The sequence below is a fragment of the Campylobacter sp. genome (assembly GCF_052170435.1).
Classification (GTDB): domain Bacteria; phylum Campylobacterota; class Campylobacteria; order Campylobacterales; family Campylobacteraceae; genus Campylobacter_A.
In genome coordinates this window covers 23,749-35,365 of the sequence record NZ_JBQNAN010000020.1, presented here as the reverse complement: position 1 = coordinate 35,365, position 11,617 = coordinate 23,749, and the positions used below count along the sequence as shown (strand labels likewise).

Genomic DNA, 11,617 nt, shown 5'->3' with positions numbered 1-11,617 from the left:
CCGACGCCAGTTCCGACTCCGACGCCAGTTCCGACTCCGACGCCAGTTCCGACTCCGACGCCAGTTCCGACTCCGACGCCAGTTCCCAAAGCTCTACAAGTAAGAGCTCTAAGCGATGTCATGGAGGGATCTGGTGATTATTTGACGTTTGCTTTATCCATAGGAAGCGCCCTAAAAGCTAGAGCGACTACGCTAAATTTTAGCCTAAGCGGCGGTACGGCGGGCGTGGATTACGAGGCGGGTTCTATGCAGTATTCGACCGACGGCGGCTTAAGCTGGACCAGCGGAAATCAAGTAACCGTCGCCGACGCAAACAATATAAACAGCGTTCAAATAAGAGTAAAAGTCATAGATAACGACGGGCACGACGGCGTAAATTTATCCAGCACTCCAACGACACAGAGCGACAATCAAAACCAAGGCGTAGAGGGCGAATCAAAACTAGATGAAAACGGCGTTAAATACGAAGACTACGGCGTAACCTACAAGGACTTCTCTAGAAATTTAACCCTAACCGTCACCACGGACAATGCCGAGATAATAAGCTCTAGCGCAACGGGCAAAATAATAGACCACGACGACTATCTAAGCATACAAGGAAACGCGCAAACCGACGGCAAGCATATAAATACGGGCACGGGCGACGATACGCTAAATCTTAGCGGCCACATCAAGAATCATTTCGTCGCAAATACCGGCTCCGGCAACGACGTCGTAAACATAAACGGTCAAGTTACCGGTAACTCCAGTATCAACACCGAGGAAGACAACGATATCGTAAACATAAAAGGCGTCATCGAAAATTCCGAACTGCATACCGGCGCGGGCGATGATACGGTAGCTATAAAAAACTCAGCCATCAAAGGGCAAGGCGGCTCAAAAGCCGCGATAGATACCGACGAAGGCGACGATATCATAATGGTTGAAAATTCCGCATTAGAAAAAGTAGATATCATCGCGGGCAACGGAGAAAACAAGGTAACATTGGGGCAAAATTCTACCTTTAAAGACGTTAGAGTAACGACGGGAAAAGACGCCGATACGATAAATATAGAATCCGACATGACCGGCTCCACAAACAACAGAAACGACTCCATCATATCAACATACGCAGGCAACGATAACATCAATATAAAATCCGGCGTAACGCTCACCAACGTCGCCGTAAATACAGGCGCAGGCGAGGAAAAGATCGAGCTAGACGGCGTTAAATTTGTAAATTCCGAGCTATTTATGGAGGATGATAACGATGAAGTAACCATCTCTAATAGCGCCTTTGAAAACGCTACTACATCGGGAAACTCTGCCGGCATAGGCACGGGCAAAGGCGAAGACGTCGTAACGCTAAACAGCGGAGCCGAGTTTAAACAAGGCACCTACATACACACCGGTACGGGCAACGACGCTATAAACGTAAACGACGGAGCGATCCTTGATAAAGCCCAGATAAACGCCGCCGAAGGAGACGACGAAATACATATCAACAGCGGCGCGCAGATCCAAAACGGCTCACGCATAGCCGGAGGCGAAGACAACGACACCATAAACGTAAACGGCGGCGCAAACGTCTCACACTCCGTGATATTTGGGGGCAGAGGCGACGATACCATAAACATAAAAGCCGGAGCGAATTTTGATAATTATTCCGAAATAAGAGGCGACGAGGGCAACGACAAAGTCGTGATAGAAAAAGGAGCAAACATCACAACCTCCGCCATAAAAGGCGGCGACGGCGAAGATACGCTAAACATCTCCGAAAACATAGACTTTAGCAAGGTTAAAGACTTTGAAAAACTCGAGCTAGGCGGCGCCGAAAACAACGTCGAAACCACGATAACTGCCAAAGACGTGCTTGATATGACGGATAGCAACAACAGGCTAAGGATAGACGGTGATAGCGGAGATACGCTGCACCTTAAAAACTTTACCCAAGGAAACGTAGGCGCGGAATACACCGAATATAACGGCACGACCCAAAGCGTAACCGTAGAGGTCAAAAACGAAATAAACGTCGATATTCTGCCTTGATACGCCAAATTTAAGTTTAGCGATTTGGCAACATTGCGCAACTAAATTTGACGGCGCTAGCAAATTTAAATCAAGTATTTTTAAGTCAAATTTGACGGTTTAAATTTGGCGCCTTAAATTTAAGTCCAAGAAAAATAGACTTGCCGCCGCCTTCTTAAATTTTCGTCGCGTTCCCGCTAAACTCCACGCGAAACTCCGTTAGCCCCTCGCCGCTTTTACACGAGATTTTAAATCCGAGCTCCTTACAAAAAGTTTTAACGATATGAAGCCCGATGCCAAAGCCGCCATTTCGCTCGTCAAACCGCGTGTAAAGCTCGAAAATCCGCGGCAAATTTTCTTTTGCGATGCCTGCGCCGCTGTTTGAGATCGCGAGCGCGGCGGGGGTTAAATTTACGCTTACCGAGCCGTTTTCGTCGCAGTATTTTATGGCGTTACTTAGTAGATTGTCGATGATTTTTCGCGTTTTTTTGTAGGATGAGCGTAGCTGCACTTCAGCAATTTGCGTGTTTAAATTTATATTTTTTTGCTCCAAATTTAGCCCAAAATACCCGATCCTCTCGCGCACCAGCTCGCTTAGGCTAAAGCTCGTCGCCGCGCCGTCCTCTTTGCCGCTAAGCTTTACTAGCGTGAGGTCCTCGTATAGCGTCGAAATCGTTTTGGAGGCGGTTTTTATGTTGTTTAGATATTTTTTCGGATCGGTTTCAAACATCTCGATACTCATCAAAATAACGCTAAGAGGCGTGTTTATCTCGTGCGTCGTATCCCTGATAAAGCCGTTTAAAAAGTCGATGCGGCGGTAAAGCGGACGCAGCGAAAGTCGGATGATAAAATAAGCTATGACTAAAATAGCAAGCAGTATCATAAACGAGAAAAATATTATCTTGAGTTTTAGCGTAAAGATCGCAAAATCGGGATCCGCGACCTTGACCGCGACGTAGTACTCCTCCTCGCCGAGGCGATTTTTGAGATAAAACTGCACCACCGAGCTCGTTCCGTCCTTGTATCTGCTCGGCATGCCTTCGCGCGGCTCAAAGTCGTCCTCGATCTCCTCGCCCGTTTTTAAATTTACGGCAAAAGCCTCGACGTCGTCGAAATCATCGTCGTCTATCTCGCCGTTTTTTTGTAGTTTATTTTGCAGGTGATGCTGCAAATCTCGCACGATAAATACGTCGCGGTCTAGGATAAAATGCTTCTCGCGCTCATAAAACATCTGCGCGAAAAAGACCAAAAATGCGGCGCTCGTGATAAAATAAAGTAAAAAAATAGGTAAAATTTGACGGTCCAAGAGCGCAATGAAGGCTTTTTTGGCTAATTTTAGAAGTGGCATTTGTCGCCTTTTGGGTTAAATTTGCGGCTATCTTGCGGACGTAAATTTTGAAGCCTAAAACGGCAAAAATCTTGCGTAAATTTGGATGAAATTTCAAACCCGCGCCATGCTCTTTGCCTTTGATTTGCGCTAAAAAGCTTAGACATATTTATAGCCTAGCTTTGATGCGCTGACGATTCGTTCTTTGCCTAAAATTTTACGCAGCTCCGCGATATAAACGCGCAGGCTAAGCTCACTAGGGCTCTCGTCATAATCCCAAATTTGAGAATAAATCTCCTCTCTACTTAAAAATTTATCCTGATTTTTAAGTAAAAGCGCTAGCAGCCTAGACTGCTTTTTAGGCATCGAGACAGCCTTGCCGTCACGAAACAGTAAGCCTTGATTCATATCAAAGCCCAAATTTTCGCCCAGATTTACCAACTCGTTTTTGTTATGCACGAAGGTGCGTTTTAGCAAATTTTGTACGCGCAGATGCAGCTCTTTTAGCTCAAACGGCTTTTTGATGTAGTCGTCGCAGCCGCTAGTAAAGCCGGTTTGCACGTCATCAAGCGTATTTAGCGAGGTCGTAAATATACAAGGCGTGTTTTTGCCCGCGTTTCGTAGCTCCCCAAGTAGCGCAAAGCCGCTACCGCCGATGATCTTGACGTCAAATATCCAAAGATCAAAGTTGCTCTCGTAGGCTAAATTTAACGCATCGTCGTAGCTTTTCGCGCCCGCCGTCTCGTAGCCCTGAGCCTGCAAGTACGCACACATCATCTCAAGCAGCATATTTTCGTCCTCGACGATCAAAATTTTACTCATTTTCGCTCCGTTTTCGTTTGTTTTTGTCGTTTTATCCGCTTGATTTTCGGGTTTTATTTATCCTGCTTGTAAGGCTAGTTTGCATCCGAGATTTTCAAAGAGCGCTCAAATTTAGCTGCAAATAAATCCTGCGTAAATTTATCAAATTTCATCTAAATTCCAGGGTAAAATTTCATAAATTTACGTCGTCGCCAAAGTGCTTAAATTTGTAAAAAGCGGGGCAAATTTTCGCGAAAATTTAAACTAAAATCCGCCCCGCAAAAGCCAAATTTACTCTTTATTTTGCGGCATATGCGGCCCTTTGCCGTCTTTATCTTTTATAAACCCGCCCTTAAAATCGCGCTTGAATTTCTTGTGCAGATCATCGTCGTCATCGCCGTCTTTTAGCTCGATATCAAGCTTTTTTGCCTCCGCCACGCTTAGCGCGCCCACTTGGGCGTTATAGCCGCTTCTAAACTCGCGCATAAACCGCTCTCTATCGGCGATACTCATCGCGTCAAACTTCTTTCTGATTTCGGCCTTTAGCCCGCGTTTAGCCTCTTTGGCTTCAAATTTTAGCTTGCCCGCGCGCTTATCTATCTCAAAAGCTACCTCGCTAAGCGTCTTAGCGTCGGCGTTTGCGACCATTTTATAAAGCTCGTCGTTCGTGCTATTTTCAAGCGAAGCGGCAAAAAGCCCGCCCGCAACCAACATACTAATCAAAATTACTTTTTTCATTTTCTCTCCTTTAAAAAGATGAGCGAAGTTTAAAGAAAAGTCGTGAAAAAAATGTTAATTTAAAATTTCGTTGATTTTTTTGACGAAATTTATCGGATTTACCTGCACGCCGCCGGCGATCACGCCAAAGTGCAGGTGCGGCCCGCTCACTCGCCCGCTAGCGCCGCTAAGCGCGATGATGTCGCCTTTTTTGACGCTTTGTCCGACCTTGACGTTTAGCGCGCTTAGATGATAGTACTGCGTATAAATGCCCTCGCCGTGATCGATCACCACGGATCCGCCAGCGTAGTAGCGATCTTTTGCGATGACAACTACGCCGTCGTTTACAGCAATCACCGATGAGCCGACCGCCGCTCTAAAGTCCGTGCCGCCGTGATAGCTCTTTAAAGTACCGTTAAATACGCGCGCGGTACCGAACGGACTCGTGACCGCAGAACTCATCGGCAGGATAAATTTGGAGTCAAATTTTAGCCCGACATTAGCCGTCGCGTAGATTTTATTCGCCTCCTCGCGCTCCTCCTTGATACGCTTTAGCACGTCTTTTGGCGGCGTTACCTTGCTACCCTCGACGGTTATTTTTTCTTTTTTATATTCGCCCTCTACGATCTTAAAAACTATCGTCTCATCGCCGCTTTTAAGCCCGTTTACTAGCTTTATTTCGCCCTTTTGACGGTAGCTAGCGGCGACGATGGCAAATTTTAAATTTTCATCCCCCGGTACGCTAAGCCAGCGCTTTTTCTTGCCGTCAATGCTTAAATTTCCGGCAAATTTAGCCTCCACCTGTACTATCTCGACGTCGCCGCTTACGATCGTCTGAGTTTCGCTCGGCGCGCCGCCCTGTCCTTTTGCGCTCAAATTTAAACAAATAAAAACGGCTAAAATAATTTTTTTCATTTACATCCTGTACGTAACTTTAACGAATAATTTTTAAATTTAATAAAAAAATACTATAATAGCGGGTAAATTTTACGAAAAAGGAAACGAAAATGAAAAGTTTTTTAAAACTTGCGGCTTGTGTGCTTTTGCTGGGGCAGCTTGCTTATGCAGACTTTACGCAAAATCAAAAAGTGCGAACTTCGTTTGATATCTTAAACGATCTAGGCTCTAGAAAACTGCTAAATTTAAAAGACACTAGCGAAATAAGAGGCATCATGGTCATCCCTGAAGTAGTTAGCGGCGGACTAGTCGTGACAACGCATACTGGAGATGGTATATTTGTCGGCAGAAACGATGACAACGAGTGGAGCAGTCCGATATTTATAAATTTTAAAGGCGGCGGTATAGGTCTACAGGGCGGCTATAAATCAACCGACCTTGTTATACTCTTTAAATCAAGAAGGTCATATGCCGGACTAATAAACGGCAAAGGTCAAATTGATCTTAGCGCAGATGCCGTGGTACTAGGTGCAGGCGAAAAAGCGGGCGTTATGACCGATCTACCTGAAATTTCAGCTTGGGCTACATTAAGAGGTAAAAGCAGGGGTCTTTTTGCAGGCGTTAGCATAAACACGTCTTTAATAGCGGTCGATAAAGAGGCTACGTATGATTATTATGACAGAATGTACGATATGGAAGATATCTACAACAACTCTCCAAAAGACTCAAGATATACAAAAACGCTAAAAGAAGTATTAAATAAATATTTTAAATGATTAAGCAGAAAAACGGTTTGGCCTAGCGGCTAAACCGTATAAAGAGAGACGAATCTTTTTTTATTAATCGGCGAAAACTGAGTCATATACTCAAACGCCTCTTCATAATCTCCGTCGGTATATTTTGCGACCTCTTCGATAAGTTCGAAAAGCTCTTCATCGTCAAGCGATTCAAAATTGCCTCGGTTTTCCAAAACCTCTAGCAAAACCGCCTCAAGCTCTAGTTCGTCGTACGTCATGGCTTCCCTTTTAAAATTTTTGCGGAATTATGCCAAAATAACCTTTATAACCGCTTAGTCAAAATTTCCATTTTTTTGAGAATTGGTCTTAAATTTATCGCATTATCAGCTTTTTTTACTATAATAAAAAGTAATTTTAATCGGCTGAAACGGCGGCAAAATGCACACTTTTGATAAATTTTATATGAAATTTTTAGAGCTTTTACGGGATTACGGATATAAAAATTCCGCCGCAAAAGAGCAAATTTTAAAAATTTTATTTTCCAGCGACGAGCATCTTAGCGCAAGCGAGATACAAACCAAGATCAAAAGCGAATTTAGACGAAACGTGAGCCTCACGGCGATCTATCAGTTTTTAAATTTTTTGCAGGACTTCGGTCTCGTTTTAAGCTTTGAAGAGAACGGGATAAATAAATTCGAGCTAAATTTAAAGTCGCATCACGACCATCTAATCTGCATAAAATGCGGCGCGGCGGAGAGTTTTTTCGATAAATATATAGAAGAGAAACAAGATCAAATTTGTAAAAAATCAGGCTTTAAACTCGAAGGCCATGCGATGATTTTATACGGAATTTGTCCAAAGTGCCAAAACAAATAGCCTGTTTTGCGCCTCTTTATCAAAAATGATTTGATAACGATATGCAAAAAAGTTTAAGTTAAATTTAAGCGTGACAAATAGATAATACGCCAAAAAACAAAGGAGAAACATGAGCGCAGCGCCACATATACCATCGGAGTTAGTCTTACGCATAGCTTCGTATTTTACGCCGATCCACCACGTCGCAGGCCGTTTAAGAGTCCGCGTCAGCAGCGATATCAAAAAAGAAGCGGACAGCTTGTCGTTAGAAAAAATAGATCAAACGATCAAGCAAATAGACGGCATAAAAAACGTCAAATTTAACAAGCTAATCGGCTCCGCAACGATCGAATACGACCACGAAATTTTCCCGAAAAAGATGTGGGACGATCTGCTAAAAGGCCAAAATTTGCACGAAATTTCAGCCCTCATCAATAATCTAGCTCAAAAAGCTACCGGCGGCGCAAGATGAACGAAGAGCTAAAGCAAGCCGCAAATGCGGTGTTTTTACTAGAGTCGCAGGGCATTAAATTTTACGAAAATGTCTGCAAAAAAGATGAAATTTTTGATCAAATTTTAGCGGTTAGGCAAAGCGGACTAGAACTTTTAAAGCCATACGCAGATCCTGCCGACCCGCAAGTTTTTTGCACTTTGGCGTGCGAGGATCTTGACGCTTGCTTTATAAAAGCCCTAAACTACGAGCTTGAGTTAAACGCGTTTTATGAAAATTTGACCGACAGCCTGAGCGATGAAAACTTTAAAGACGTCTGCTTTAGGCTCTGGGCTACGTCAAATAACGAATACATCCCGGCTCTAAAAGCAAGGCTAGCTCAAATTTTAGCCGCGCAGTTTCAAGGTGCGGGTAACGTAAGCCAAGAGAAGCAGGCGCAAACAGCTCAAAATCCGAGTGACAATATCTTAAACGCTTTTGATTCGGATAGCTTTAAGCAAATCAGCCAAACGCTAGAGCGTATAAGCTCGGGGCAAGGCAGCAAAGAGGACGCTATCGCGCTTTTAAATAATCCGAATTTTTCGTTTTTCGGCGGACTAGCGCTAGGCGGACTAGCCAGCATGATGCTAAGTAAAAATTTAGACAAAAATAAAGATAAAGAATAAAATTCAACACAAAGGATAAAAAATGGCACTACCGTTTATTGCAGGAGCAATCTTAGGAGGTTTAGCCGTCGCGGCTTTTAACAACAAAGACAAAATCAAATCAACCCTTGAAAGCGGACTAGATAAAGGCAAAGAGTTTGCCGAAAACGCAAAAGAATTTGCCGAGAAAAAAATAGGCGAAGCAAAAGATTTTGCAGAGAAAAAATTTGCTAAAAAAAGCGAAGAAAAAACCGAAACTAAAAAACGCAAAAGACGCACTAGCGCCGAAGTAGCCGCAGAAAAAGCGCAAAAAGATGCCGAGAAAACAAAAACTAAGAAAAAAAGAGCTCCGAGGACTAAAAAAGCTCCGGCAAAAGCGGCTACACAAACCGAAATTTTAGCCGAAGACATCGCAAATGCGCTTGAGCCAAATTTAGAAAAATAATAAAGGTATAGAATGAATTTAACATCAACAACCAGACTCCCACTAGATCATATGATAAGCGGCGCACTAATCGGCGCGATAGCAGCCGGCGGCGTAGGCATACTAAACTATAAAAAAGGCAGCGCAAGCAAGGCCGAAGTAGTCGCAAAAACGACCAAAACCGCGATCCAAGGCGGTATCGTTACGGCATGCGCTATTAGCGCGTCAAACAAACTAGTCTCTGCACGCTATTTTGCCGCGGCTGTCACCGTAGCCGTAGGTATCGCAGGCGTGGTTGCGACGGAGAAATTAATCAAAAATTTAGAGGAAAGCAAATGAAAAACCCATACATCAATCAAACTCAAACAGTAAATCAGCTAAACGACGACGGCAGCACGACGACTACTACCACGACGGTAAAGACTACCGGCGCGCCAAGCGCGTTTGACCGCGGCATAAACGACGCGCTAAAGGACTTTATCCCGGCAAATTTTAACGCGGCAGGCTTTATAAAAGGCGCACTCATAGGCGGCGTCGTGGCATACGTGCTAACAAACGAAAACGCGCAAAAAGCGCTATTTTCCGCTATCGCGAAGGGATCAAATTTGCTTCAAGCAGGATTTGAAGAACTAAAAGAGCGATTTGAAGATGTAAAGGCCGAAATTGACTCCCAAAAATAACGTTCGCATCGCGCACCTGACAAAAAACCGCGTGCGCTTCGTCTGCGAACGCATCGGCGAGGACTGCGACGAGAGCCGTTTGGAGGCTCAAATTTCGGAGTTTAGGTACGCAAAAAGCGTCAGGGTAAACAAAAAAGCAAAAAGTATCATCGTCGGCTTTGAGTCAAATTTAAACGAAATCAAAGAGTTCATCGAAAATTTGCCGATCGCAAATTTTAACAAGCGCAAAAATAGCCCGAGCAAGGCTGAAATTTACAAGGCGGCAACGGCTCTAGCCATCACGCCTCTTATAAGTAGCAACGGCGTAAAGGCTATGGCTAGCCTGATAGCCGCAGCTCCGCTGTTAAAAGAAGGCGCAAGCGAAGCCGTAAACGAGGGCATAACCTCAAAAGTACTCGAAGCCACCGCAGTGGGCGTGAGCCTAGCTAGACGCGACTTTCTAGCGGCAAATAGCACAAATCTCATGCTAACCATCGGCGAATACATGGAAGAAAGCGCCGTACACCGCAGCGACGACCTCATCAAAGAGCTAGCCCGCCCGAACATAGAAGAGGTCTGGATCGAGATAAATGATCACGGTAAAAAATCTCTCAAAAAAATCCCGACCGTAGACGTTAAAATAGGCGACATCGTAGTCGTCGGCACAGGCGAGAGCATCGGCATCGACGGCTATATCGTGGAAGGCACCGCAAGCGTAAATCAAGTCTCGATGACGGGCGAAGCAGAACCCGTCAAAAAAGAGCGCGGCGACCGCGTGATGAGCGGAACGGTCGTCGAGGATGGACGCATAAAAATCTGGGCCGAGAGCATAGCAGCCGAAAGCGCGACTGCGAGGATAAAATCCTACATCCAAAGCTCACTAAACGAAAAATCGGCCGTCGGACTAAAAGCCACGAAGCTAGCCGATAAGCTAGTGCCCGTAACTCTAAGTCTAGCCGGCATTTCGTATCTGCTTAGCCGAGATATGACTCGCGTAGCTAGCGTGCTGCAGGCGGACTACTCCTGCGCGCTAAAGCTAGCCACACCCGTCGCCTTTAAATCAAGTATCTCAAAAGCCGGCCGCAACGGCGTACTGATAAAGGGCGCCAAAGCTATCGAAGCGCTAGCAAGCGCCGATACTTTCGTCTTTGATAAAACTGGTACGCTAACGCACGGCAGCCTAAGCGTCGTAAAAGTTCACTCGTTTAAAAAAGAATTTACCGAAGCGCAGCTCTTAAATTTGACCGCAAGCGCTGAGGAGCACTACTTCCACCCGGTAGCCGAGGCTATCGTAAAGGCCGCGCGAGAGATAGGCTTTCACCACATCCACCACGACGAGGTCGAGTTTATCGTTGCTCACGGCGTGAAAACATACGTAGGCGGCAAAGAGGTCGTGATCGGATCGCGGCATTTTTTAGAGGACGACGAGCAAATTTCATTTAGCAAGCACGAAGAAATCATAAAAAGCGAAGTAGATAGCGGGCTCACGCTACTTTACGTAGGCTACGACAAGGAGCTCTTGGGCGTCATCGCCATGCGCGACACCATGCGAGAAAACGCCGCACAGACGCTAGCAAAGCTACGAAAACTAGGCGTAAAAGAGCTCATTATGCTAACGGGCGACGTACAGTCTAAAGCCGATCAGGTAGCAAGCGAGCTAGGCATCGACAGAGTCTACGCAAACTGCCTACCTACCGATAAAGCAGGCATCATCGAGCAGCTAAAAGCCGAGGGTAAAAAAGTAGCCTTCGTCGGAGACGGCATCAACGACGCGCCAAGCCTCACCAAGGCGCACGTAGGCATCAGTATGCAAAAGGGTGCCGACATCGCAAAAGCAACCGCCGACATCAGCCTACTAAAAGACGACATCGGCTCGGTAGCCGTCGCAAAAGACGTCGCAAACAAAACTATGAGGCTGATAAATACGAATTTTAACGCTACCGTCGGCATAAACTCGCTCATCCTAGCAGGCGCGACATTTGGGCTCTTTAACCCTATCGCCACGGCCGTTTTACACAACGGTACGACGATCGGGCTACTGGCAAATTCGATGAAAGGCGTCAAGATAGGCGCGAAGTAAATTTGAAGGAATGACGGT

At 45.3% G+C, this 11,617-nt stretch carries 15 protein-coding genes; 9 read left to right on the top strand and 6 right to left on the bottom strand.

Annotated features, from left to right (window positions below; translation table 11 throughout):
* The coding region (locus tag ACTTJF_RS08305) for a hypothetical protein (RefSeq protein ID WP_442551549.1) at positions 1 to 2,028 on the top strand (2,028 nt) is incomplete at its 5' end.
* 154 nt (positions 2,029 to 2,182) lie between these two features.
* Here ACTTJF_RS08305 and ACTTJF_RS08300 read toward each other — a convergent pair.
* From ACTTJF_RS08300 to ACTTJF_RS08280, 5 genes are all read right to left on the bottom strand, one after another.
* Positions 2,183 to 3,355, bottom strand: a complete 1,173-nt coding sequence (locus ACTTJF_RS08300; RefSeq protein ID WP_442551548.1) for a sensor histidine kinase — start codon at positions 3,353 to 3,355, stop codon at positions 2,183 to 2,185.
* Positions 3,343 to 3,501, bottom strand: coding sequence for a hypothetical protein (locus tag ACTTJF_RS08295; protein WP_442551547.1), 159 nt, complete (start codon positions 3,499 to 3,501; stop codon positions 3,343 to 3,345). The genes ACTTJF_RS08300 and ACTTJF_RS08295 overlap by 13 nt, the downstream gene beginning before the upstream one ends.
* Positions 3,494 to 4,156 (bottom strand): response regulator transcription factor, encoded by a 663-nt coding sequence (locus ACTTJF_RS08290; protein WP_442551546.1) that lies wholly within the window; start codon positions 4,154 to 4,156, stop codon positions 3,494 to 3,496. The genes ACTTJF_RS08295 and ACTTJF_RS08290 overlap by 8 nt, the downstream gene beginning before the upstream one ends.
* A 270-nt stretch (positions 4,157 to 4,426) precedes the next feature.
* The gene (locus ACTTJF_RS08285) at positions 4,427 to 4,873 is read right to left on the bottom strand and encodes a DUF1104 domain-containing protein (protein ID WP_442551545.1); all 447 of its coding nucleotides are present in this window, start codon (positions 4,871 to 4,873) and stop codon (positions 4,427 to 4,429) included.
* A gap of 54 nt (positions 4,874 to 4,927) precedes the next feature.
* A complete protein-coding gene (locus ACTTJF_RS08280; protein ID WP_442551544.1) occupies positions 4,928 to 5,767 on the bottom strand; it encodes a M23 family metallopeptidase in 840 nt (279 codons plus the stop codon).
* Between the two features lie 92 nt (positions 5,768 to 5,859).
* Here ACTTJF_RS08280 and ACTTJF_RS08275 point away from each other — a divergent pair, with 92 nt between their 5' ends.
* Positions 5,860 to 6,525: a lipid-binding SYLF domain-containing protein gene (locus tag ACTTJF_RS08275; RefSeq protein ID WP_442551543.1), complete on the top strand. Its 666-nt coding sequence runs from the start codon at positions 5,860 to 5,862 to the stop codon at positions 6,523 to 6,525.
* Between the two features lie 29 nt (positions 6,526 to 6,554).
* Here ACTTJF_RS08275 and ACTTJF_RS08270 read toward each other — a convergent pair whose 3' ends face one another.
* Positions 6,555 to 6,764, bottom strand: a complete 210-nt coding sequence (locus ACTTJF_RS08270; protein ID WP_002945385.1) for a hypothetical protein — start codon at positions 6,762 to 6,764, stop codon at positions 6,555 to 6,557.
* Positions 6,765 to 6,924: 160 nt separating this feature from the next.
* Between ACTTJF_RS08270 and ACTTJF_RS08265 the strand changes: the two genes are divergently transcribed.
* From ACTTJF_RS08265 to ACTTJF_RS08235, 7 genes are all read left to right on the top strand, one after another.
* Positions 6,925 to 7,362, top strand: a complete 438-nt coding sequence (locus ACTTJF_RS08265; RefSeq protein WP_442551542.1) for a Fur family transcriptional regulator — start codon at positions 6,925 to 6,927, stop codon at positions 7,360 to 7,362.
* 109 nt (positions 7,363 to 7,471) lie between these two features.
* Positions 7,472 to 7,813, top strand: coding sequence for an HMA2 domain-containing protein (locus ACTTJF_RS08260; protein WP_442551541.1), 342 nt, complete (start codon positions 7,472 to 7,474; stop codon positions 7,811 to 7,813).
* Positions 7,810 to 8,457 (top strand): aminotransferase, encoded by a 648-nt coding sequence (locus tag ACTTJF_RS08255; protein WP_442551540.1) that lies wholly within the window; start codon positions 7,810 to 7,812, stop codon positions 8,455 to 8,457. The genes ACTTJF_RS08260 and ACTTJF_RS08255 overlap by 4 nt, the downstream gene beginning before the upstream one ends.
* Positions 8,458 to 8,479: 22 nt before the next feature.
* Positions 8,480 to 8,881, top strand: coding sequence for a hypothetical protein (locus ACTTJF_RS08250; protein WP_442551539.1), 402 nt, complete (start codon positions 8,480 to 8,482; stop codon positions 8,879 to 8,881).
* Between the two features lie 12 nt (positions 8,882 to 8,893).
* Positions 8,894 to 9,199 (top strand): Cys/Met metabolism pyridoxal-phosphate-dependent enzyme, encoded by a 306-nt coding sequence (locus ACTTJF_RS08245; RefSeq protein WP_232037796.1) that lies wholly within the window; start codon positions 8,894 to 8,896, stop codon positions 9,197 to 9,199.
* Positions 9,196 to 9,540, top strand: coding sequence for a hypothetical protein (locus ACTTJF_RS08240; RefSeq protein ID WP_002952117.1), 345 nt, complete (start codon positions 9,196 to 9,198; stop codon positions 9,538 to 9,540). Before ACTTJF_RS08245 ends, ACTTJF_RS08240 begins: the two co-directional genes overlap by 4 nt.
* Positions 9,524 to 11,599: a heavy metal translocating P-type ATPase gene (locus ACTTJF_RS08235; protein WP_442551538.1), complete on the top strand. Its 2,076-nt coding sequence runs from the start codon at positions 9,524 to 9,526 to the stop codon at positions 11,597 to 11,599. The genes ACTTJF_RS08240 and ACTTJF_RS08235 overlap by 17 nt, the downstream gene beginning before the upstream one ends.
* Positions 11,600 to 11,617: the final 18 nt, after the last annotated feature.